The sequence below is a fragment of the Klebsiella sp. RHBSTW-00215 genome (genome assembly GCF_014103785.1).
In the GTDB taxonomy this organism is placed as follows: Bacteria; Pseudomonadota; Gammaproteobacteria; order Enterobacterales; family Enterobacteriaceae; genus Klebsiella.
The window spans coordinates 2,408,848-2,432,311 of record NZ_JABXQS010000001.1 but is presented as its reverse complement, the minus strand read 5'-3'; the positions used below and the strand labels follow the sequence as shown (position 1 = coordinate 2,432,311).

Genomic DNA, 23,464 nt, shown 5'->3' with positions numbered 1-23,464 from the left:
TATATCGTAAATAAAACAACACACCACAGACGATGCAGGTTATGTCAGGAATGCATCAAATTCAGGATAAAGTTTCACGCCTTGCGCTTTTAGGGCGAAAAGCTGCTACCACATCGGGATTGGTTTCAACATAAGGCCCTTCAAGCAACTGTACACAATACGGTACACTTGCAAACACACCGTGCACCAGCACCTTGCCTTCAGCATCTTTAACACCTTCCAGCGTTTCTTCGATGGCTTTTGGCTGGCCAGGGAGATTGAGGATCAGCGCCTGCTTGCGGATAACGCCCACCTGGCGAGAAAGAATAGCCGTCGGTACAAAGTGCAGGCTGACCTGGCGCATTTGCTCGCCAAAACCAGGCATAACCCGATCGGCAATCGCTAGCGTCGCATCCGGGGTCACATCGCGTCGCGCTGGACCAGTACCGCCGGTAGTCAGCACCAGATGACAACCCATTTCATCAACCAGTTCACACAGCGTTTGTTCGATAATAACCTGCTCATCCGGGATTAAACGGGTCTGTAATTCGAAAGGCGTGGTCAGCGCACGCGCTAGCCACTCTTCAAGCGCCGGAATGCCTTTATCCTGATAGACGCCGCTGGAGGCGCGATCGGAAATGGAAACTAAGCCGATTCGTAAGGTGTTCATGATTATTCCGTTCAAACAGTATTAATAGACAGAATAATACACCGAGGGGGACAAGGCAGACAGTTTAATGTGGCCGACGGGCGTCGGCCACATGCGGAATTACAGCAGATCGCCGATCATTTTTTCCAGTTTTTCCTGGTCGATCGCAAACTTACGGATACCATCCGCCAGTTTGTCTACCGCCATCGGATCCTGGTTATGCTGCCACAGGAACTGGGATTCGGTAATGCGAGCCGGACGCGCTTTAACTTCGCCGCTGAACGCCAGTTTGCGTTCGATTGCACCTTCGCTTTCCGCCAGCTCTTTCAGCAGGGTCGGAGCGATGGTCAGGCGGTCACAGCCAGCCAGTTCCAGAATTTCACCGAGATTACGGAAGCTCGCGCCCATAACCACCGTTTCATAGCCGTGCTGTTTGTAGTATTCGTAGATTTCTCTTACGGAAACCACGCCTGGATCTTCTGCCGGTGCATATTCTTTCTTATCGGTGTTCGCTTTATACCAGTCGAGGATACGGCCAACAAACGGAGAAATCAGGAACACGCCCGCTTCCGCACAAGCACGCGCCTGAGCGAAGGAGAACAGCAGAGTCAGGTTACAGTTGATGCCTTCTTTTTCCAGCTGCTCAGCAGCACGGATGCCCTGCCAGGTAGAAGCCAGTTTGATCAGAATGCGATCGTTACCGATGCCAGCATCGTTATACAATTTGATGATGCGCTTAGCTTTGGCAATCGACGCCTCGGTGTCGTAGGAAAGACGAGCGTCAACTTCGGTGGAAATACGGCCTGGGATCAGCTTGAGGATTTCGAGACCGATGTTCACCGCCAGCTTATCGGAAGCATCGATAATCTGCTGTGCGCGATCGCTGCTCTGGCCACGGGCCCAGGCAACAGCATCATCAATCAGCTTACGGTACTCAGGAATCTGAGCCGCGCCGAGAATCAAAGAAGGGTTGGTCGTGGCATCCTGAGGCTGATACAGCTTCATTGCCGCGATATCTCCGGTATCAGCTACGACAGTGGTGTACTGACGCAGAGAAGTCAATTTATCCGTCATGATAGTGTTTCTCTTAAACAGCAGTTAAGGGGATGTAACCGGTCTGCCAAGATGATAACACGCTGCCGGGTCAGCGCAACCGCCGACAATGTAAGAGCGCAGAGTGTGATAAACTCAGTCAATTAATTATCTGAACACTAAAGGATTGTCACTGAATTGGTAGCGCTTACACTCGCGCGCCGGCATGGACAAGAGGATGTTTAATGCCTGATTTTCTGTCTTTTATCAATGAAGTACTCTGGGGCTCGGTAATGATTTACCTGTTACTGGGCGCTGGCGTCTGGTTTACCTGGCGAACAAAGTATATTCAGTTTCGTTATGTTCGCCAGTTTGGCAAAAGTCTGAAAAAAAGTCTTCAGCCGCAGCCAGGAGGATTAACATCCTTTCAAGCATTGTGTACCAGTCTGGCTGCGCGCGTCGGTAGCGGTAATTTGGCCGGCGTCGCACTCGCCATTACCGCTGGTGGACCCGGAGCTGTTTTTTGGATGTGGGTCTCCGCCCTGCTCGGTATGGCCAGCAGCTTCGCTGAGTGCTCCCTCGCACAGCTGTATAAAGAACGCGACTCTCGCGGGCAATTTCGCGGCGGGCCCGCCTGGTACATGGCTCGCGGATTAGGCATGCGCTGGATGGGAGTTCTGTTTTCCATTTTACTGCTGATTGCCTACGGCGTCATTTTCAACACCGTGCAGGCCAACTCCGTTGCGCATGCGATGGAGTACGCGTTCCATTTACCCGAGATTATCACCGGCAGTGTGCTCGCGATTCTTACCCTGTTGGTTATCGTTCGCGGCATTCGTGGCGTAGCACGATTAATGCAATGGGTCGTCCCCGTGATGGCCCTGCTTTGGGTGATGGCCAGCCTTATCATCGGTCTCTGGCATTTCACCGCGCTGCCGACGATTTTTGAAACCATTTTCCGCTGTGCCTTCGGTTGGCAAGAAGCGGCTGCTGGCGCGGTCGGCTATACCATTAGCCAGGCACTCACTAGCGGTTTTCAGCGCGGTATGTTCTCCAACGAAGCTGGCATGGGTTCGACACCGAATGCCGCGGCAGCGGCGGCCTCCTGGCCCCCGCATCCTGCCGCTCAGGGGATTGTCCAAATGATAGGCGTCTTCATTGATACGATAGTGGTCTGCACTGCCAGCGCCGTGATCATCATGCTCGCGCCGAGAGACGACAACGGTGAGGCGGTGAACGGTATTCAGGCGATTCAACATGCTATGAGCAACCTCGTCGGCGGCTGGGGATCCAGCTTTGTCGCCTTTATCGTATTGCTTTTCGCCTTCAGTTCCATCGTTGCAAACTACATCTATGCCGAAAATAATCTGATCTTTCTGCGCCTGGGTAGCACACGGAACATCTGGGTGCTACGACTTCTCACGCTGAGCATGGTCATCACCGGAGCGATGGTCAGTTTACCGGTTGTCTGGCAGATGGCGGATATCATCATGGCACTCATGGCGATTACTAACCTGACGGCAATCCTGCTGCTGTCGCCAACGGTACGGATCATTGCCAGTGATTACCTACGCCAGCGCCGGCTGGGCCAGCGACCGGAGTTTGATGTCACCCGCTATCCCGAGATTCATCAGCAGTTGGTGCCGGGAACCTGGGATAATCTGCCGCGTGAATAACGCGGCAATCGCAGCTATCGATCCTCCCAGGACTTTTTTTTGATAAAGTCATAACAAATTTCCCGTAAGGACTGGATATGCTGATTCTGATTTCACCTGCAAAAACGCTTGATTATCAAAGCCCGCTGGCGACCGCTCGCTATACCCAGCCTGAACTATTAGAGTATTCTCAGGAGCTTATCGGCATCGCCCGTCAGCTATCAGCACCGCAAATAGGTAAGCTGATGAGCATCAGCGATAAGCTGGCTGACCTCAATGCAACTCGTTTTCATGACTGGCATCCGGATTTCACGCCGGATAACGCCCGTCAGGCCATTCTGGCGTTTAAGGGCGATGTCTACACCGGCCTCCAGGCAGAAACCTTTAGCGAAGCTGACTTTGATTTTGCCCAGCAGCATCTGCGTATGCTCTCCGGCCTTTATGGCGTACTGCGCCCGCTGGATCTCATGCAGCCTTATCGCCTGGAAATGGGCATTAAGCTTGAAAATGCGAAGGGCAAAGACCTGTATCAGTACTGGGGAGAAGTGATTACCGATAAGCTGAATCAGGCGCTGAAAGCGCTGGGTGACGATGTCGTGATTAACCTTGCCTCTGATGAATACTTCAGATCGGTCAAAACCAAACAGCTTGAGGGTCAGTTGATTAAGCCGGTTTTCCTTGATGAGAAAAACGGTAAGTTCAAAGTGATCAGCTTCTACGCTAAAAAAGCGCGCGGCTTAATGAGCCGTTACATTATTGAAAATCGCTTAACCAAACCCGAACAGCTAATCAACTTCGATAGCGAAGGTTATTTCTTTGATGCTGATGCTTCTGATAAAAGCGAGATGGTCTTTAAGCGCCACGAACATTAAAAGAAACTCCCCTTTCGCAGAACGGCGCGTCAGGGGAGCCTGATTCAGGCTTAACCCATCATCAGCTTACGCAGCGCGGCATAGTCTGCCGGCAAGTTATGTGACAGCAGCGGCAGGTCAGCACGATCGGCCAGCTCTTTCGGCAGCGGCAGCGTCTCTTGCAGAATCTCTTCCACGCTCTCTTTAAATTTCGCCGGATGCGCCGTGCCGAGGAACAGGCCATACTCGCCAGGCTGCAGCTGGTCACGCAGCGCGCGATAAGCAATCGCCGCATGCGGTTCTGAGGTATAGCCAATGGTTTTCAGTTCACGCATGGTGTCTTTGGTGGTTTCATCATCCACCGCCGCGTAGCCCAGCTCGTTCAAACGCCAGGTCTTACGGCGGAACAGTTCTTCCACGCGCGGCCAGTTATTCGGCTGGCTGACGTCCATGGCGTTAGACAAGGTAGCCTGTGTCGCTTTCGGCGACCAGTTACCGTCCTGCAGGAAACGCGGCACGGTATCGTTGGCATTGGTTGCCGCGATAAAACGTTTGATCGGCAGGCCCAGAGACTTCGCCAGCAGTCCCGCAGTCAGGTCGCCAAAGTTGCCGCTTGGCACAGAGATAACCAGCTGATTACGGGCTTCCTGCGGCAGTTGTGCTACCGCTTCAAAGTAGTAGCAAATCTGCGCCAACAGGCGGCTAATATTAATTGAGTTTGCCGAATTCAGACCTAGCGCAACCTTCAGCTCTTCATCGTCAAAGGCCTGCTTAACCAGCGCCTGACACGCATCAAAATCACCATCGATAGCGACGGTCTCGATGTTTCCGCCGAGGGTACAGAACAGTTTTTCCTGCAGCGGGCTGATTTTACCGCGCGGATAGAGGATGACGACCTTGACGTTTGGCAGGCCATAAAACGCGTGTGCGACCGCCGCACCGGTATCGCCCGACGTTGCCGTCAGAATGGTCACCGGTTTGTCGCCCGCGATATGGGTCAGCATCTGCGCCATAAAGCGGCCGCCGAAGTCTTTAAACGCCAGCGTTGGGCCGTGGAACAGCTCCAGGCAGCCCACGTCGTCTTGCACTTTGCTGACCGGCGCCGGGAAGGCGAAGGCTGCGCCGATACGCTCTTGCAGGACCGCCTGCGGGATCTCATCGCCAATCATTGCCGATAAAATTTTCGCGCTACGCGAGACAAAATCCAGCGCCAGCATGTCATCGATTTCGCTCAGGTTGAATTCCGGCAGATCGTGCGGAAAGAACAGTCCCTGCTGCTTGCCAAGCCCCTGCGTCACGGCCTGCGCAAAGCTGACCTGTTCGTTATGATCTTTTAAGTTATAGAGTTTCATTGGTTATCCCACTACTCGAGCGCCCGCCGTGTCCAGCCGGCAAATATGAACGAAGCCTTCCTGATTTTGCAGATAGTGCGTAGCCAGCCAGTCGGCGACGCGCTGCGCGGTTTCCGGTTTATCGCATAACGCGAACAACGTCGGACCGGAACCGGAAATGCCGCACGCCTGCGCGCCAATTTCCATTGCTGCCTGACGCGCTTCGCTGAAGCCCGGCAGTAGTTTGGTACGATACGGTTCGGCAATCACATCTTTCATCAATTTCGCCGCCAGCTGAGGCTGACGGGTATAGCAGGCGTGAATGAAGCCCGCCAGATGGCGACCGTGTGCGATACAGTCCTGGCGGCGATACTGTGCCGGGAGAATCGCCCGCGCTTCCGCCGTTGAGACTTTAATCCCCGGATAAGCCAGCACCCATAGCCACTCGTCAAACCCTGGAATCTGCTGACTGATGATGCCGTTTTCCTCAAGCATCAACTGGATACCGCCAAGGTAGCAAGGCGCGACGTTATCGTAATGAATACTGCCGGAAATCCGCCCTTCCATCTCGCCCATCAGCGCCAGCATCCGGGTTTCATTGAGTGGTTTACCGCAGAATTCATTCATTGCCACCAGCGCGGCGACGACGGAACAGGCGCTGGAACCCAGGCCGGAACCGATCGGCATATTTTTTTCCAGCGTCATCGCCACCGGGATCTTTTTGCCAATTTCCTGACAGAAACGCTCCCAGCATTGATAGACGATATTTTCCTGCGGAACTGTCGGCAGCTTGCTGGCGAAACGACCCACGTTTTGCAGGCTGAAGCTCTCAGCGGCTTCCACCGTCACATTGTCTCCCAACAGCGTACCGTCGACCGGCGTCACCGCAGCCCCCAGCACATCAAACCCGACGCTCATATTGGCACTGGAAGCCGGGGCATATACTTTGACCATCTTAAACTCCTAACTTCCATGACAGGGTACGCAGCAGGTCAGCGAATACGCCCGCCGCCGTTACATCGTTACCCGCGCCATAGCCGCGCAGCACCAGCGGCAGCGGCTGATAATAGTGGCTGTAAAAGGCCAGCGCGTTCTCGCCGTTTTTCACTTTGAACAGCGGATCGTTGCCGTCAACCGCGGCAATTTTCACGCGGCAGGTGCCATCCTCTTCGATGTTACCAACATAACGCAAGACTTTACCTTCATCGCGCGCTTTAGCGACCCGTGAGGCAAACTCATCATCGAGAGAAGGCAGGCGTGCCATAAAGCTTTCAACATCGCCACTGGCGTCAAAACCTGCCGACAGCGCCGGCTCAACGATAATGTCAGACAGCTCCAGCTCACGTCCGGTTTCACGTGCCAGGATCAGCAGCTTGCGCGCAACATCAACGCCGGAAAGATCGTCACGCGGATCCGGTTCGGTGTAGCCCATCTCACGCGCCAGCTTCGTTGCATCAGAGAAACTCATGCCTTCATCCAGCTTACCGAAGATAAACGACAGCGAGCCGGACAGAATACCGGAGAAGTGCAGCAGCTCATCGCCAGCATTCAGCAGATTTTGCAGGTTTTCAATGACCGGTAGGCCCGCGCCGACGTTGGTGTCGTATAAGAACTTACGCCGAGAGCTGCTCGCGGCATGACGCAGTTGGTGATAGTAATCCAGTGATGAGGTATTCGCCTTTTTGTTCGGCGTGACCACATGGAAACCTTCGCGCAAGAAATCCGCGTACTGATCGGCGACGGCCTGGCTGGAGGTACAGTCGACAATAACCGGGTTCAACAGGTGATACTCTTTCACCAAACGAATAAGTCGACCCAAATTAAATCCATCTTTGGCCTCCACCAGCTCATCGCGCCAGTGTTCAAGATTGAGACCGTGTACGTTGGTCAGCAAAGCGTGAGAATTGGCGACGCCGCAAACGCGCAGATCGATATGTTTACTCTTCAGCCAGCTTTGCTGGCGCTTGATCTGTTCGATCAGCGCACCGCCGACACCGCCGACACCGATAACAAACACTTCAATGACCTGATCGGTATTGAACAGCATCTGGTGAGTCACGCGCACGCCGGTTGTTGCGTCATCATTGCTGACAACAACAGAGATAGAACGCTCGGAAGAGCCCTGAGCAATCGCGACAATATTGATGTTGGCGCGTGCCAGCGCGGCAAAGAACTTGGCGGAGATACCGCGCAGAGTCCGCATCCCATCGCCGACAACAGAGATGATTGCCAGACGGTCCATAATAGAAAGCGGTTCCAGTTGGCCCTCTTTCAGTTCCAGGTAGAACTCTTCTTCCATCACCCGCTTTGCCCGCGCGCAGTCGCTCTGCGGTACGCAGAAGCTGATGCTGTATTCCGAAGAGGATTGGGTGATCAAAACGACAGAAATTCCGGCGCGAGACATGGTAGCAAAAACACGCGCCGCCATTCCTACCATGCCTTTCATGCCCGGACCGGAGACGTTGAACATCGCCATATTATTAAGATTGGAGATCCCCTTCACCGGCAGACCATCTTCATCAAGACTCGCACCGATAAGCGTGCCTGGTGCCTGCGGGTTACCCGTATTTTTGATTAAACAGGGGATCTGGAACTGGGCGATTGGCGCAATGGTGCGCGGGTGCAGAACTTTGGCACCAAAATAAGAAAGCTCCATCGCTTCCTGATAAGACATCGACTTCAGCAGGCGCGCATCTGGCACCTGACGAGGGTCGCAGGTATAAACACCATCGACGTCAGTCCAGATTTCACAACAGTCGGCGCGCAGGCAGGCAGCCAGTACCGCGGCGGAGTAGTCAGAACCGTTACGACCCAGAACCACCAGTTCACCCTTTTCATTGCCCGCGGTGAAACCGGCCATCAGCACCATATGGTCTGATGGGATCTGACTGGCGACAATGCGGCGAGTCGATTCAGCGATATCAACTGTGGACTCAAGGTAGTGACCTACTGCTAGCAATTTTTCGACTGGGTTAATGACCGTGACGTGATGACCACGCGCTTCCAGCAGACCGGCCATAATCGCGATAGAAAGCTTTTCACCCCGGCAGATTAGCGAAGCGTTGACGCTATCTGGGCACTGCCCAAGCAGGCTGATACCGTGCAGCACATGCTTGATTTGCGCAAATTCTTGCTCAACAAAAATTTTCAGCTGAGCAAGCGGGAAACCAGGTTGGGCCTCAGCGAGCCCCTGCAGAAGTTCGGCAAAAATGCGTTCGGCATCGGCGATATTGGTAAGTGCATCCTGACCACCGATCGTTTTCTCAATCATCGCAACCAGGTGGTTAGTAATCTTCGCAGGGGCAGAAAGTACGGTGGCTACCTGCCCCTGCCTGGCATTGCTCTCCAGAATATCGGCAACTCGCAGAAAACGTTCTGCATTTGCCACTGATGTACCGCCGAACTTCAACACACGCATGGTTGTAACCCCTTAATCTTTTATCGAAAAAAAAAGCCCGCACTGTTCAGGTGCGGGCTTTTTTCTGTGTTTCCTGTACGCGTCAGCCCGCACCGTTACCTGTGGTAATAGTGGTGGTGATAATCGTGGTAATCATGCCGATGCGATTCATGGATGTTGTGTACTCTGTAATTTTTATCTGTCTGTGTCCTGTGCCTATATTGGTTAAAGTATCTGTCGACTTAAGTCAACGAATTTCTACTTTTAGCCATTTTTTGCGCACCCGGTCAATGCGCCATAATTACCTGACAATCCCCCCGGGTTTACGCATAAGGACACATGAAATCAGAATATATAACCATATGAAAATAATATGGCAGTACTTTACTCTGATAGGTTTTTTTCAATATCATGCAATAAACGATGCAGCATCGCGGTATCGCGCTGTTGTAAAAGACCGATTCGCTGCTGTAGCCAATCGGTAAGTTTTATATCATCCCCGACACCCAGTCGGGTAAGTAAGTCGAGCGTTCTTAGACGTAATGCCTGCAGCTGATTATCATCCACGCCGGTAGACGTCGCCGGGGTTTGCTGCAATAAAGAGGTCAGTTGATAGCAATACACCATCACCGACTGTCCTAAGTTCAGCGAAGGATAGTCCGCCACCATCGGTACACCAGTCAACACATCGGCAAGGGCCAGCTCTTCGTTAGTTAGCCCGGAATCTTCACGACCAAACACCAGCGCGGCATGATTCATCCACTGCGCTTTCTCCTCCAGCAGCGGCAACAGCTGCTGCGGCGTCGCGTAGTAATGGAAACGCGCCCGGCTACGGGCAGTGGTGGCAACAGTAAAATCGACATCATGTAGCGCCTGCTCCAGGGTGGGATAAGTGCTGATATTATCGAGAATATCCCCGGAGCCGTGTGCAACCCAGCGCGCCGCAGGCTGCAAATGAGCATCGCTATCGACGATACGCATGTCGCTAAACCCCATTGTTTTCATTGCTCGTGCTGCAGCACCTACGTTCTCAGCCCGAGCGGGGGACACTAATACAATTGATAAACGCATTCGGTTCTCTTTTACCTTTTTACGCAGCGGAAATATCACTCCACGCGTTCATTTTACGCGTTGAGAATTTACAAATTTGCAACAAAAATCACTAAATTTGAGTTTGATCACCCATAAAAAAAACTAAACTATTCCCAAGGCCCCACGACACGGAGTATGTTAACAGAACGTCTTTATCCATATGTTTGGCAATGAAATTTATGTCAGAGTACGTTTCAAGGCGTTGGATTCATCATATTTATTATTTTCTTAGCGCAACTAATTGAGCCGTGTATGAATTGTGACTATGAATCGCATATCGATGCAATGATTTCACAAGACTGTTAACGTGCTACAATTGAACTTGATATATGTCAACGAAGCGTAGTTTTATTGGGTGTCAGGACTCTCTTAGCCTGTTATGTTGCTGTTAAAATGGTTAGGATGACAGCCGTTTTTGACACCGTCGGGTCCAGAGGGAAAGTACCCACGACCGAGCTAATGTTGTTGTTGACGTTGATGGAAAGTGCATCAAGAACGCAATTACGTACTTTAGTCATGTTACGCCGGGCATGTTAATTTGCGACATGCACCAGGCAGGTCAGGGACTTTGGTACTTCCTGTTTCGATTTAGTTGGCAATTTAGGTAGCAAACATGCAGACCCCGCACATTCTTATCGTTGAAGACGAGTTGGTAACACGCAACACGTTAAAAAGTATTTTCGAAGCAGAAGGTTACGATGTATTCGAAGCGACCGATGGCGCGGAAATGCATCAGATCCTGTCTGAAAATGATATCAACCTGGTGATCATGGATATTAACCTACCAGGTAAAAATGGTCTCCTGTTAGCACGCGAATTGCGTGAACAGGCGGACGTCGCGCTAATGTTCCTTACCGGTCGCGATAACGAAGTGGATAAGATTCTTGGCCTCGAAATCGGTGCCGATGACTATATCACTAAACCATTTAACCCTCGTGAACTGACGATTCGCGCACGCAACCTGCTCTCCCGTACCATGAATCTGGGTACGCCGAGTGAAGAACGCCGCAGCGTAGAAAGTTATAAATTCAACGGTTGGGAACTGGATATCAACAGTCGTTCACTGGTAAGCCCGAATGGTGAGCAGTACAAGCTGCCGCGCAGTGAATTCCGCGCCATGCTGCACTTCTGCGAAAACCCGGGCAAAATCCAGTCTCGCGCAGAACTACTGAAGAAAATGACCGGTCGTGAGCTTAAACCACACGACCGTACCGTAGACGTGACCATCCGTCGCATTCGTAAGCATTTTGAGTCCACTCCGGATACCCCGGAAATCATCGCCACCATTCATGGCGAAGGGTACCGCTTCTGTGGCGACCTGCAGGAATAACTCTGGTTCTCTTGCAGTAATAACGTAAAAACGGCGCTATTCGCGCCGTTTTTTTTATTTCCAGATTCTGAGTTTGTCGTCGCTACCACTATCACCACCGTCATTGCCATCGCCGCCGGGCTGCTCTTCCTTCGACTTCGGGAGAGATAAAGCATACCAGTCGACATGGCGCGTCAGGAACATCAGCGCACTCAACGCCAATAGCAGCACTCCAGTCCCCAACAACAAGGCACTATCTTCTGAACGCAAGAGCATCCACATCACACCATCCAGCAGTAATAACGCACAGACGAAAAGCAAACTATTACGCCACCCTTTCATGACGGCATGCAGATACACCCCGTTGATTAATGCCCCTATCAGGCTGGCGACAATCCAGGATGGTGTAAAGCCGATATGCTCAGAAAGCGCCAGCAATACCAGGTAGAACATCACTAACGACAGCCCCACCAGCAGATACTGCATCGGGTGCAAACGGCGCTGGGTTAAACTTTCGAATACGAAAAATGCCATGAAAGTTAGTGAAATCAACAAAATGGCATATTTCGTCGCTCGATCTGTCAGCTGGTACTGATCGGCTGGAGTCGTAACATTGACGTTGAAAGCAGGCAACTGCCGCCATTCAACCTCCCGATCGTCAACAAAAAACTTCGCCATGTTGTTGGCAAACCAACTACTTTGCCAGTGAGCGCTGTAGCCCGAAGCGCTGACCTCACGGTTAACGGGAAGAAAATCGCCGAGAAAACCAGGGTGTGCCCAGTTGCTGGCCAGTTGTAGTTCGCTGTTGCGTCCGATCGGCACCACCGAGAAGCTCCCGGTTCCGTTCAGGTTAAGTGTGAATTCAACATCCAGCGCTTTTTGTTCAGATGATAACAACGGCATCGGCATATGAATGCCCTCTCCGCTACCGCTAAGACCGAGCCCTGGCTCTACGGACAACGTCTCACCATTAATCTGCGGCGCGACGATAGCGCCAATCCCGCGTGCATCGCTAACGCCGACCACCATAAAAGGCTGGCCCAACGCAATATTGTCTTTTTTGAGTTCAGCCAGACGGGAAACGTCGAAATGCGCTTTAATTCCGAGATCGTTGTGCCAGATTTGACCTTCATAAATGCCGATTTTCCGCGATTCAACATTCTGTTTTCCGGTTATCGCCAGCGTTTCTGGCAACCAGTAATGCAGCCAACTACGTTGATACTCAACCTCTTTTTTATCTTCAATGCGCGTCAGGGTTTCAGTGACAGGAATAGCAATCAGCGGCCCGGTCAGCTTTTGCGGCCCGCTAGTACTGCTCTGTAGAGCATCGACAACATCGCTGCGATAATCCGCACGTTCAACGATCAGTTGCCTGACGATCATCAGCGGGATCGACAACAGTAAAATGCATCCCAGCAGGGTGCTCATTTTCCAGAATAGTGGTGATTTCAACATAGCCCTCTCCTTAGTGATAAGTACACCTTAGATGGGCTATGTGGGGGGAGTTTGAAGCTATGTGAAGTGAGCGTGAAGTCTTAGCAAAGCGCACACGCCGCCTTCGGGACGATTGATCAACTGGATATCTCCCTGATGTAAGCGCGCGACTTCACGAACAAATGCCAGACCCAGGCCACTGCTTTTATGGCCATTTTCACGCGGTAAAGAATAGAAGCGCTCAAAGATGCGTCCCAGGGCATAATCCGGAATACCGCTACCCGTATCGCTCACCGTTAATAGCACGCCGCCATCGCTTTCCTCTGCGCCAAGCAGGATCTCTCCTTCAACAGGCGTAAAATCAATAGCGTTATCCAGCAAATTACCTAACGCCTGCGCCAGGAGTTCACTATCACCCTCAACTGATAGATTGGTTTCCTGCCAGCGGAGAGTGAGATTTTTCGCCGCCAGCGCTATTTCGCGCTCCTCAGCCAGGCGGCTAAAAAGAGCAGCGACAGAGACAGGGCGCCGCGCAATCTCCAGACGATTCTCCAGTCGCGCCTGCTGGAGCAGGTTTTCCACCAGAGACTGCATCCGCGCATTTTGCGCGAGGATATTGCCAGTAAAGCGCGCAGCTATCTCAGGTGGAGGACCTTCATAGAGAATTTCCGCCGCGCCGCGAATTGCCGCCAGCGGACTCTTCAGCTCATGAGTCAGCGCATAAACATAGTTCTCAATCGCGTTTTTACCCTCCAGCTTGAGACGCATACTCTCCAGCGCCTGCGCCAGCTTACGCAGTTCGCTGCTGCCCACATCCGGCAACGGAACCGGCCGGTCGGCAGTCACCGAATCTGCGTAACGAACCAGCTTACCGATGGAGAAATTAATCCACCACACCATCCCAGCGCCAATCAGTAGTGCAATTCCCAGCAGTGCGCCGCTCGCCCACAGAATACGCCGCTCGCTACGTTTGATAACCGGTGCCATGGCCAGGTTCGGTTTGCCGACGCTCAGCACGCCAATAATTCGACCATTATCAGTGACCGGTGCGGCAATATACATAATCGAACTATTATCATCGTTCGGGTCACTGCGCGTGCTGCGCGCACCGTACTGTCCGCGTAATGTAAGCCAGACATCGTTCCAGCGAGAGTAGTCTTGTCCCAGCGCTTTACCCGTGGAATCAAACACCACCTTCCCTTGCGCATCGGTCATGTAAACGTGATATTCATTGCGAACTTTGTTAATACCGGCGATGTTGGCGTTGATCGGCTGACGATGAAGCGTCTGAAAGGCCTGGGCCAGGCGTCCATGCTGTGGATCGGCGGAAAGCAGGTCCTCACGAGCCAGCTCTGCGAGCAAGGTCGCGGTATCGATCAGCGTGCCTTCTGTTGCCCGCCGCACGCCCGGCTTAATCTCCTGGACGAAAATGGAGAGAACAAACCACGCGGCAATCGCCACAATCAAGAAGTAGCCCAACAACAAGCGCATCCCAATGCGCATCAGAAGCCTCCGAGGCTATAGCCCATGCCGCGATGCGTATTGATGGGGGAGATGTTGGGATTCACTTCGCGCAGCTTAGCGCGCAGGGTTTTGATATGGGTATCAACGGTGCGATCGAAGCTCTCATTCGCATCGCCCCATACCTGCTCCATAAGCTGCTGGCGGGAAAATATGCGACCAGGGGCGTGCAGTAGCGTTTTTAACAGCAGAAACTCATAGCGGGTCAGATTCAACGATTGACCGTACCACGTCACCAGGGCGGAGGCATCATTGAGCGTAAACTCCCCCACGCGCATTAGCGGTGAAGGAGCCGCGAATTTCTGCAACCGCCGCAGAACAGTGCGCACTCTGGCGCAGACTTCACGAGGGGAAAAAGGCTTGGCGATATAATCATCAGCACCGATTTCCAGGCCAAGTAACTTATCCACCTCTTCACTGCGGGCCGTCAGAAACAGCACCGGTAGCGCCGGATGGCGGGCCAGCAGCCGACGGCATAGTTCAAAGCCGCTGATATCAGGCAGCCCAACATCCAGAATCGCCAGGTCGGGTACCTGAAGGTGGGCCGCATCAAGTGCAGGCAGTCCACGTTCAAACGCTGTAACGATAAAACCTTCCTGTTGCAGCATGTAGACCAGCGTATCCGCAATGCTCAACTCATCTTCCACCAACCAGATCCGCGGTTGTTGCATCGTCGTTCCCTGTTATTTATTCCATGGCATAATTGGCACGGCGCTAATGGCATTCTTCGGCGAGCCGTCAACGATTTTATCCGAATAGGTCAGATAGACCAGCGCGTTACGTTTGGCATCGTAAAAACGCACGACCTGCAGCTTTTTAAATACCAGCGAGGTACGTTTCTGGAAGACTACATCGCCCTGGGTTTTGCCTTTTTTAATTTTATCCGTCAGCTCAATGGGCCCTACCTGCTGACAGGATATCGCGGCATCAGAAGTATCTTCCGCCAGACCCAATCCGCCTTTAATTCCCCCGGTTTTCGCCCGGCTGATATAGCACGTCACGTTCTGGACATCCGGGTCGTCAAAAGCCTCAACGACTATCTTATGGTCCGGTCCGAGAAACTTAAACACAGTATCCACCGAGCCGATTTGCTCCGCCTGCACCATCTGACAGCCGGCCAGTAAAAACATACTCGCAACTAACTTCTTGTATTTCATATTGTTACCATTCTTAAAAATTTAGCTGAGTGATTATCACACATTAAGAAGAAAAGTTTTATAGATCACAGCTTTACAAAATTACCACCATAACATCTGGAATAATCGCATTTAAAAGCAAAAAAAACACTGAATGCTAAAACATCAAAAAATGCTATTATCCGCTACCTTTAGTATCAGGCACCTGAGTTTAAGGATGGGGATATTTTATGGATCAAGCAGGGATTATTCGCGATCTCCTTAGCTGGCTGGAAGGTCACCTGGATCAACCACTCTCACTGGACAATGTGGCAGCGAAGGCAGGCTATTCCAAGTGGCATTTACAAAGAATGTTCAAGGACGTAACCGGCCACGCCATCGGTGCCTATATTCGCGCCCGTCGCTTATCCAAGTCGGCGGTAGCCCTACGCCTGACCGCGCGTCCGATTCTGGATATTGCGTTGCAATATCGCTTTGATTCGCAGCAGACCTTTACGCGCGCGTTCAAAAAGCAATTTTCACTAACGCCAGCTCTTTATCGTCGTTCTCCAGACTGGAGCTCTTACGGTATGCGTCCCCCACTGCGTCTGGGCGAGTTCGCGATGCCGAAACACGAGTTTGTCACCCTTAACACGACTCAACTGGTTGGCGTCACCCAGAGCTACACCTGCAAGCTGGAGGAAATCTCCGATTTCCGTAACCAGATGCGCGTCCAATTCTGGCGAGAATTCCTTGCCAATACGCCGACGATACCCCCGACCTTGTACGGGCTGCATGAGCCGCGTCCAAGCCAGGATAAAGACGATGAGCAAGAGGTGTTCTACACCACCGCGCTGACGCCAGAACTGGCTAACGGTCACCTGCACAACTCCCATCCAGTTATTCTGGAAGGCGGCGAGTACGTGATGTTTACCTACGAAGGTTTAGGTACGGGTTTACAGGAGTTTATCCTGACGGTTTACGGCACCTGTATGCCGATGCTCAACCTCACCCGCCGTAAGGGTCTGGATATTGAGCGTTTCTTCCCGGAAGATGAAAGCCGGAATCAGGAACCGCCTATTCAGCTGCGCTGCGAGTACCTGATCCCGATTCGTCGTTAACGCTGTAGTTCATCCATCGCGGGGGCATCAAGATGCGAAACATCCCCCGCGGTTTCTACAACCCAGCCTGATGCCAGCCAGGGGCTTTGCTGATAATCAACGCGGGAAATGGAGCAGTTGCGCAAGCGCAAGCGACGCTCGGCATACGCCGGCAAGCCAAGAATCGTACTTACCAGACAGCCCAGCGCCATCCCATGACTCACCAGCAGCGGCCGACTTCCCGCAGGCAGTTCCAGACAAGACGCCAGCGCCGCATGCATACGATCGCTCAGCTCTTGCATTGACTCCCCTTGCGGAATACGACCGTCTGGCGTGCCGTTAACCAGTTGCCGACGCCAACCCTCTTCTTCCTCGCTCAACGAGTCGATATGGCGTTTCTCAAGCACGCCCATATCCAGCTCACGCAAGCGGGGCTCAGGAATGATGTTGCAACCACAGGCTTCAGCAATGATTTCTGCTGTGCGCCGCGTACGGCCTAAATCGCTGGCGATAATATGCGTGATGCCCAACGTTCTGGCACGCTCGCCGACTTGCCAGGCCTGACGCTCACCGTGGGCGGTAAGTGGACTGTCCGACTGGCCCTGAATACGTCGCTCGGCGTTCCACTGCGTTTCGCCGTGGCGAACAAGGTATACCTCTAACATGCTTTATTATCCGTTCTGAGCTCTTAACCATTGAGTGACAAGCATAGCCGCCAGCAACAACAATGATTTGGAGTATACTGCGATGATGTTAAGTAATTCTGAGTTGTTTTGATTATGCACCATGTTGTCTCAGCTACCACTAATCCCGCCAAAATTCAGGCAATTCTGCAGGCTTTTAACGAGATCTTCGGTGAAGGATCCTGCCATATTGAGTCCGTCTCCGTCGAGAGCGGCGTGCCGGAACAGCCATTCGGTAGCGACGAAACGCGCGCTGGCGCACGAAACCGCGTGACGAATGCGCGCCGCGCGCAGCCAAATGCCGACTTCTGGGTAGCCATTGAAGCCGGGATCGACGAAGGCAGCACTTTTAGCTGGGTAGTGATTGATGATGGGAATCTGCGCGGTGAAGCGCGCTCAGCGACTCTGCCGCTCCCACAAGTTATTATTGAAAAAGTTCGCGCTGGCGAAGCCCTGGGGCCGGTGATGTCGCAGTATACCGGCATCGATGAGATTGGTCGCAAAGAGGGAGCCATTGGCGTGTTTACCGCCGGAAAGCTTACGCGCAGCAGCGTTTATCATCAGGCGGTCGTGCTGGCGCTAAGCCCGTTTCATAACGCTATTTATCGTTAACTTTCAGCAGCGATTGTTCCAGCCACTGGCGAAGCTCCGCCGGGGCTGACTTCAGGCTATTTGAGCCACGGGTGATAGTCGCAATCCCGGCGCCAAGCTCGTTTTTCAGCTCGCGCTGGCTCATCTCGCCGCGCAGCAGCTCTTCAATAATACGCACTCGCGTCCCCAGCGCCTCGCGCTCGTCGGGAGTCAGCATGAGTTGTAAAAGCGGCAGATGCAAATCGTCGGCGTATGCCTGCTGCAAAAGCGCCACGAAGCGCAGCCACTCCTGATGACGCTGTTCGGCTACGGCTGCTGAATAAGGGGATTGTTGGGTCATGTTACGCCACCTGTCGTGTGTACTCACTAACGAGTACAAAGCATAACATACTTCTGTCCGTACTCTATGGATTTCGGGCAACATAGCAAAATGCTATGTTGCCCGAAGGTGATGGTATTAGTAGCGCAGCTTCCACTCCGCATCGCTCATCAGCGTATCTTTTTGTCCCATGAAGTAGCGATAGTAGGCATCATAAGACAGGACGTTTTTCACGTAACCGCGCGTTTCCGAGAACGGAATACTCTCGATAAACGCCACTGCATCGATACGCCCACCGCTGTTGCCGCGCCAGGTGCGAACACGCCCTGGACCCGCATTATAGGCCGCAGAGGCGAAGATACGATTATTGCCAAACTGCTGATAAACATATTGCAGGTAGCTGGTACCGATGTTGATATTCATTTCCGGATCCAGCAGCTGCGACGTGCCGCTGTAACCCGGAATATTAAACATCTTCACCGTATGCGTAGCCGTACCCGGCATAATCTGCATCAGGCCGCGGGCGCCCACCGGTGAACCGGCTTTCGGGTTCCAGGCGCTCTCCTGACGCGCAATCGCCATCGCGTAGCTTTGCGGGATATCTTTACCGCTGATATAGCGGGTAAAGATGTCGTTATAAGCCAGTGGAAAACGCTCTTCCAACTGATCCCATAATTTCCCGGCGATCGTGGCCTGGACGCTGAGATCCCACCAGTTCTGATTAAACGCATACCGCGCCAGCTGCGCCTGCTGATCTTTGGTCTTGCTGGTCACCAGATTCGCCCACTCGCTACGCGCAGTGTTATCCATATTCCAGTACATCAGCTCGCGAACCCGCGCCATTTCCGGCCCGGAGGTTAACGCCGGATCGAGATTAGCCGGCGCTTTATCGATGCGAAAAGTGTACTCTTCGCCAAGACGCTGGGCAGCGACCATCGGGTAGAAGCCGCGTTGTTGCATCAGAGAACGCAGAATGTCTTTGGCTTCATCATCACGCCCGCGCTCCAGCAGCAGATCGGCCTGCCAGTAGCGCCATTCATCCTTCTCTTTCGCCTCCATCGGCAAACGCGCCAACCAGGTGTTCAAACCACGTCGATCTGCAGCGCCAAGCGCCATCCGCACCCGGCGTTCCACCAGCGAGGTGGATTGCGAACGCATAATGGCATCATCGCGCCAGATAGCCTGCTCTTCAGTCACGTCGCTGCCCATCAGACGCCAGGCGACAATATCCCGTAGCTCCTGGATTTGGTCTTCATTCAGCTGCTGTGCCTGCGCTAACGATGGGATCATCAGGCGCGCATTTTCCACATCCTGACGCGCAACGCTGGCAAAAGCGACCGCCGCCATCTGGCGCGTAAAGTCCGTCGCCCCGGTAGTACGTGCGAAAGTCATGACGCTATTGGGATCGTTAGCCAGCGCGACAACCGCCGTCGAAATCGTTTGATAATCAGACGGCATCTGCTGGGCCAGAACCCGTACCAGACTGGTATTCCCCGCTTTCATCGCCAGACGGATCCGCTCAAGGTAAGCCAGCGGATCCTGCTGGCCGGAGGCGCGCCAGGCACCAAACAGCTGGTCGCAGGCATTTGGCTGGCTTTTGCCACTCAGCCACAGCTCTTTCGCCCCATCCCAGGCTTCCTGCGTTTGGCCCACACTCCATTTTGCATAGTAGTAATTACACTGCGCTTCGGTGCTGGCTGGTTTTTCCGGGCTGAAGGACAACAGGCCACGCCAGTCGCTACGACGCGCCAGCTCGTTGACGAAACGTGATTTCAGCGATCGCGCCGGGGGCAGCGTCGGGTTGGAGGCGATAAAATTGGTCACCACCAGAGCAGGCTGGTTCATCAAATCATCGGTTATCTGCCGGTACTGGAGATAAGGATAGAGCGGGTAAGTCGTCAGCGTCGGCATCAACTGGTTAACGACATCCATTTGTCGGTTGTCCCACGCCTGTTTAATTTGAGCATAGCGGCTGCGTTGTTCATCCAGTGAATCCGCATGCGCCAGTTGGCTTAGCGTCAGTAGACATACGCTGGCCGCCAGCAGGCGCCAGGTAACGTGTTTGGCTTTGTCCACAAGCTCTTCCTCTTATCGTGTTACGTCTATGCAGCATCATGCCGCTTAATAGATTCATGCTAATCAGACATTGCAGAAAGTGCCACGTTCCGGACACTTTTTTACTTTTGTTGCGAGTGAGCTCTGCTGGCTGGGATTAGAACGTGAAAAAGGCTACACTTCGCCTTTGATAACTATTCACTACCCTACTCAAAATCATTCTGGCTGCATCAAGGCGGCAAGAGAGAAAATCCCTGCGAGCATAGATGGCTATGTGACCGGGGTTTTCGAATGCAGCCAACACAGAGGCAGCCTGAAGGATGAAGAGTATATAAAAGAGGCGAAGTCCAACGTGGCTCAATTCGTTTATACCATGCATCGTGTCGGCAAAGTGGTTCCGCCGAAACGTCATATTCTGAAAAATATCTCCCTGAGCTTTTTCCCAGGTGCAAAAATCGGCGTTCTCGGCCTGAACGGCGCCGGTAAGTCTACCCTGCTACGTATTATGGCCGGCATTGATACCGATATCGAAGGCGAAGCTCGCCCGCAGCCCGGCCTTAAAATTGGCTACCTGCCGCAGGAACCAAAGCTGAATCCAGAGCAGACCGTTCGTGAATCGGTCGAAGAAGCCGTGGCCGAAGTGGTCAACGCGCTGAAGGGTCTGGACGAGGTGTACGCTAAGTACGCTGAACCGGATGCCGATTTCGACAAACTCGCCGCTCAGCAGGGCAAGTTTGAAGAGATCATCCAGGCGCACGATGGCCATAATCTGAACGTGCAGCTTGAGCGCGCCGCGGATGCACTGCGTCTGCCGGATTGGGATGCCAAAATCGCCAATCTGTCCGGTGGTGAACGTCGCCGCGTGGCGCTATGCCGTCTGCTGCTCGAAAAGCCAGACATGCTGCTGCTCGACGAACCGACTAACCACCTGGATGCCGAATCCGTGGCGTGGCTGGAACGCTTCCTGCACGACTTCGAAGGTACCGTCGTGGCGATTACCCACGACCGTTACTTCCTCGATAACGTTGCCGGTTGGATCCTCGAGCTTGACCGTGGCGAAGGTATTCCGTGGGAAGGTAACTACTCCTCCTGGCTGGAGCAGAAAGATCAGCGTCTGGCGCAGGAAGCTTCTCAGGAAGCGGCTCGTCGTAAATCTATCGAGAAGGAGCTGGAGTGGGTTCGTCAGGGCGCGAAAGGCCGTCAGTCTAAGGGTAAAGCCCGTCTGGCACGCTTTGAAGAGCTGAACAGCGCTGAATACCAGAAACGTAACGAAACTAACGAACTGTTTATTCCACCAGGAGCTCGTCTGGGCGATAAAGTGGTTGAAGTCAGTAACCTGCGTAAATCTTACGGCGATCGTGTACTGATTGACGACCTGAGCTTCTCAGTACCGAAAGGGGCTATCGTCGGCATCATCGGTCCAAACGGTGCGGGTAAATCCACCCTGTTCCGCATGATGTCCGGTCAGGAAGCGCCTGATAGCGGCACCATTACCCTGGGCGACACCGTGAAGCTGGCCTCCGTTGATCAGTTCCGTGACGCGATGGATAACAGCAAAACCGTGTGGGAAGAAGTTTCCGGCGGACAAGATATTATGCGTATCGGCAACACCGAAATGCCAAGCCGTGCCTACGTGGGCCGCTTTAACTTTAAGGGTGTCGATCAGGGCAAACGCGTCGGCGAACTGTCCGGCGGTGAGCGCGGTCGTCTGCATCTGGCGAAGCTGCTGCAGGTTGGCGGTAACGTATTGCTGCTCGATGAACCAACCAACGACCTGGACATCGAAACCCTGCGCGCGCTGGAAAACGCCCTGTTGGAATTCCCGGGCTGCGCAATGGTTATCTCGCACGACCGTTGGTTCCTTGACCGCGTAGCAACCCACATTCTGGATTATCAGGATGAAGGTAAAGTCGAGTTCTTTGAAGGTAACTTCACCGAATACGAAGAGTACAAGAAACGCACCCTCGGCGCAGACGCGCTGGAGCCGAAGCGTATCAAGTACAAGCGTATCTCGAAATAAAAGCAAAAGGGCAACGCAAGTTGCCCTTTTTAATGTCTGCTCCCTCTCCCTGTGGATGAGGGCATCAGACCGCAGAGGTACTGAACTACCCCTGCTCACCCATCATCTCTTTGACCAGCTCGACGCAGCGCAGGAAGCGGGCATCGTAATCCGCCTCTTTTACATGCACGAAGTCGATCTCATTCTCTCTGAGCAGCGACACCAGCAGCGTCTGGAACTCCTTGCGATCCACTGAACTACCAAGGCTACGCAGACCATCGGCCACCCAAGGCGTATTGTTTTCCAGCAAGATAACCAGATCAAAGCGATACTCATCGATAAGCGCCTGAACGAAAGGATGTTCCCGACCTTCATACTTCAGACAAAACGCCTGGGTGCTGACGAAATCGGTATCGATAAACGCCACCTTATTGGCATATTTCACCGCAAAATCAATATACTGCGCATGGCCGAGAGCAATCTTGTCATAGTCGGAATATTGCAAAGCCATCTCATCGCCACCGAGATGCGAAAAGACATAATCACGGCCATATTCCCAGGCACTGGTGGTGTTAAATATATTGGATAGCTTATTTACCAGGGTCGACTTACCGCTCGACTCGCCGCCGAGAATCGCTACCGTGCGCACGAAAAACGGCTTCACCTCGGTAGGAATATATTCCCAATAGCGGAACGGGTTTTCACGAATCTGACCGCCGCTGATGCTCATAAAGGTGCGTTTCGGATCGACAAGTACGGTTTCGATACCCAGATGCTCCAGATACTGCGACGCATCGGCCTCTTCCGAGGTGTAGATCCAGTTTGGCTCGATACCCTTCTCGCTCATAAAGGCGCGGATCCCACGGCTCCAGACATCCCAGCCGTGCGGATAAGGCTCCATGCCCTCTTCATTAAAGGCATGGATGCGAATATTTTTCTGATACTTAAAGGTTTGCAGCAGCCAGCGCAGGCGATCGGGGACGGTCGGCTGCTGCGACATCGCGCTCTTTTCAAACAGTTCACGATCGCGAGGATCGTCGTAACCCATAATGATATGCAGCTCATCGACCTGGCTACAGGCGCGCTGAATCAAATAAATATGCCCGGTATGCAGCGGATAAAATTTACCAAAAACCACGCCCACGCTTTTTTGCCGACGCGGAAATTCCAGCCCCAGAAACCGGTGCAGCGCTTCCAGCTTCTGCGCGCTCGGGCTTTTAATTTTGGCATTCAGCAGCTGGCTCAAATAGCCTTTTGTCATCCCGCTGGCGTCCGCCACCTGCTGTAGCGTACAACCCTTCTGCTTAATGGCGCTTTTTAAATAGTCAAATGACGACATAGCAAGTCTCCTT

Annotated in this window: 22 protein-coding genes and 1 other annotated feature; of the genes, 6 read left to right on the top strand and 16 right to left on the bottom strand. The window is 53.0% G+C overall.

All coding sequences use genetic code 11. The annotated features are described in order from the left end of the window. Window positions 1-61 precede the first annotated feature (61 nt). Window positions 62-649, bottom strand: coding sequence for a molybdopterin adenylyltransferase (mog, locus tag HV127_RS11615; protein ID WP_110272669.1), 588 nt, complete (start codon window positions 647-649; stop codon window positions 62-64). Between the two features lie 99 nt (window positions 650-748). Beyond that, the gene (tal, locus tag HV127_RS11610; RefSeq protein WP_110272670.1) at window positions 749-1,702 is read right to left on the bottom strand and encodes a transaldolase; all 954 of its coding nucleotides are present in this window, start codon (window positions 1,700-1,702) and stop codon (window positions 749-751) included. A gap of 203 nt (window positions 1,703-1,905) precedes the next feature. On the opposite strand from tal, the gene HV127_RS11605 reads away from it, so the two are divergent. Both HV127_RS11605 and yaaA read left to right on the top strand, forming a co-directional pair. After that, window positions 1,906-3,336, top strand: coding sequence for a sodium:alanine symporter family protein (locus HV127_RS11605; protein ID WP_182236172.1), 1,431 nt, complete (start codon window positions 1,906-1,908; stop codon window positions 3,334-3,336). Between the two features lie 77 nt (window positions 3,337-3,413). After that, entirely contained in the window at window positions 3,414-4,187 is a 774-nt protein-coding gene (gene yaaA, locus HV127_RS11600) for a peroxide stress protein YaaA (RefSeq protein WP_182236170.1), read from the top strand. 50 nt (window positions 4,188-4,237) lie between these two features. Here yaaA and thrC read toward each other — a convergent pair whose 3' ends face one another. The 6 genes from thrC to yjjY all read right to left on the bottom strand — a co-directional run bounded on the left by thrC (window position 4,238) and on the right by yjjY (window position 10,504). Beyond that, window positions 4,238-5,518, bottom strand: a complete 1,281-nt coding sequence (gene thrC / locus HV127_RS11595; protein WP_182236168.1) for a threonine synthase — start codon at window positions 5,516-5,518, stop codon at window positions 4,238-4,240. Window positions 5,519-5,521: 3 nt separating this feature from the next. Beyond that, window positions 5,522-6,451, bottom strand: a complete 930-nt coding sequence (gene thrB / locus HV127_RS11590) for a homoserine kinase (RefSeq protein WP_181483689.1) — start codon at window positions 6,449-6,451, stop codon at window positions 5,522-5,524. 1 nt (window position 6,452) lies between these two features. Beyond that, complete coding sequence (thrA, locus tag HV127_RS11585; protein WP_181483690.1) at window positions 6,453-8,915, bottom strand: bifunctional aspartate kinase/homoserine dehydrogenase I; 2,463 nt, start codon at window positions 8,913-8,915, stop codon at window positions 6,453-6,455. Between the two features lie 26 nt (window positions 8,916-8,941). Beyond that, window positions 8,942-9,059, bottom strand: a sequence feature (Thr leader region). After that, window positions 8,998-9,066, bottom strand: coding sequence for a thr operon leader peptide (thrL, locus tag HV127_RS11580; RefSeq protein ID WP_004222578.1), 69 nt, complete (start codon window positions 9,064-9,066; stop codon window positions 8,998-9,000). It overlaps the preceding feature by 62 nt. Before the next feature lie 212 nt (window positions 9,067-9,278). Beyond that, window positions 9,279-9,965, bottom strand: a complete 687-nt coding sequence (locus HV127_RS11575; RefSeq protein WP_182236166.1) for a tRNA/rRNA methyltransferase — start codon at window positions 9,963-9,965, stop codon at window positions 9,279-9,281. A 398-nt stretch (window positions 9,966-10,363) separates the two neighbouring features. Then, window positions 10,364-10,504: a protein YjjY gene (yjjY, locus tag HV127_RS11570; RefSeq protein ID WP_110272677.1), complete on the bottom strand. Its 141-nt coding sequence runs from the start codon at window positions 10,502-10,504 to the stop codon at window positions 10,364-10,366. Window positions 10,505-10,599: 95 nt separating this feature from the next. Between yjjY and arcA the strand changes: the two genes are divergently transcribed. Then, the gene (gene arcA / locus HV127_RS11565; RefSeq protein ID WP_004132265.1) at window positions 10,600-11,316 is read left to right on the top strand and encodes a two-component system response regulator ArcA; all 717 of its coding nucleotides are present in this window, start codon (window positions 10,600-10,602) and stop codon (window positions 11,314-11,316) included. Between the two features lie 54 nt (window positions 11,317-11,370). Here arcA and creD read toward each other — a convergent pair whose 3' ends face one another. The 4 genes from creD to creA are packed head-to-tail and all read right to left on the bottom strand — an operon-like array spanning window position 11,371 to window position 15,407. Further along, window positions 11,371-12,750 carry a cell envelope integrity protein CreD gene (gene creD, locus HV127_RS11560; RefSeq protein WP_182236164.1) on the bottom strand — a complete coding sequence of 460 codons (1,380 nt, stop codon included), beginning with the start codon at window positions 12,748-12,750 and terminating at the stop codon, window positions 11,371-11,373. Between the two features lie 57 nt (window positions 12,751-12,807). Beyond that, window positions 12,808-14,232 (bottom strand): two-component system sensor histidine kinase CreC, encoded by a 1,425-nt coding sequence (creC, locus tag HV127_RS11555; RefSeq protein ID WP_182236162.1) that lies wholly within the window; start codon window positions 14,230-14,232, stop codon window positions 12,808-12,810. Then, window positions 14,232-14,921, bottom strand: coding sequence for a two-component system response regulator CreB (gene creB, locus HV127_RS11550; protein ID WP_182236160.1), 690 nt, complete (start codon window positions 14,919-14,921; stop codon window positions 14,232-14,234). Before creB ends, creC begins: the two co-directional genes overlap by 1 nt. 12 nt (window positions 14,922-14,933) lie before the next feature. Then, window positions 14,934-15,407, bottom strand: coding sequence for a protein CreA (gene creA / locus HV127_RS11545; protein WP_182236157.1), 474 nt, complete (start codon window positions 15,405-15,407; stop codon window positions 14,934-14,936). A 209-nt stretch (window positions 15,408-15,616) separates the two neighbouring features. Here creA and robA point away from each other — a divergent pair, with 209 nt between their 5' ends. Continuing rightward, on the top strand, window positions 15,617-16,486 hold the full coding sequence (robA, locus tag HV127_RS11540) for an MDR efflux pump AcrAB transcriptional activator RobA (protein WP_110272681.1): 870 nt from the start codon (window positions 15,617-15,619) through the stop codon (window positions 16,484-16,486). On the opposite strand, the gene gpmB is transcribed toward robA, so the two are convergent. After that, entirely contained in the window at window positions 16,483-17,130 is a 648-nt protein-coding gene (gene gpmB / locus HV127_RS11535) for a 2,3-diphosphoglycerate-dependent phosphoglycerate mutase GpmB (protein WP_182236155.1), read from the bottom strand. The two genes, robA and gpmB, sit on opposite strands and share 4 nt — an antisense overlap. Before the next feature lie 114 nt (window positions 17,131-17,244). Here gpmB and yjjX point away from each other — a divergent pair, with 114 nt between their 5' ends. Further along, window positions 17,245-17,760 carry an inosine/xanthosine triphosphatase gene (gene yjjX, locus HV127_RS11530; RefSeq protein WP_182236153.1) on the top strand — a complete coding sequence of 172 codons (516 nt, stop codon included), beginning with the start codon at window positions 17,245-17,247 and terminating at the stop codon, window positions 17,758-17,760. Here the strand turns inward: yjjX and trpR are convergent. Both trpR and sltY read right to left on the bottom strand, forming a co-directional pair. Further along, window positions 17,747-18,079 (bottom strand): trp operon repressor, encoded by a 333-nt coding sequence (gene trpR, locus HV127_RS11525; RefSeq protein WP_110272684.1) that lies wholly within the window; start codon window positions 18,077-18,079, stop codon window positions 17,747-17,749. The two genes, yjjX and trpR, sit on opposite strands and share 14 nt — an antisense overlap. 117 nt (window positions 18,080-18,196) lie before the next feature. Further along, complete coding sequence (sltY, locus tag HV127_RS11520; protein ID WP_182236151.1) at window positions 18,197-20,134, bottom strand: murein transglycosylase; 1,938 nt, start codon at window positions 20,132-20,134, stop codon at window positions 18,197-18,199. Between the two features lie 331 nt (window positions 20,135-20,465). On the opposite strand from sltY, the gene ettA reads away from it, so the two are divergent. Further along, entirely contained in the window at window positions 20,466-22,133 is a 1,668-nt protein-coding gene (gene ettA / locus HV127_RS11515) for an energy-dependent translational throttle protein EttA (RefSeq protein WP_110272790.1), read from the top strand. A gap of 85 nt (window positions 22,134-22,218) precedes the next feature. Here the strand turns inward: ettA and nadR are convergent, their stop codons facing one another. Beyond that, window positions 22,219-23,451, bottom strand: coding sequence for a multifunctional transcriptional regulator/nicotinamide-nucleotide adenylyltransferase/ribosylnicotinamide kinase NadR (gene nadR, locus HV127_RS11510; RefSeq protein ID WP_181483698.1), 1,233 nt, complete (start codon window positions 23,449-23,451; stop codon window positions 22,219-22,221). Window positions 23,452-23,464 lie beyond the last annotated feature (13 nt).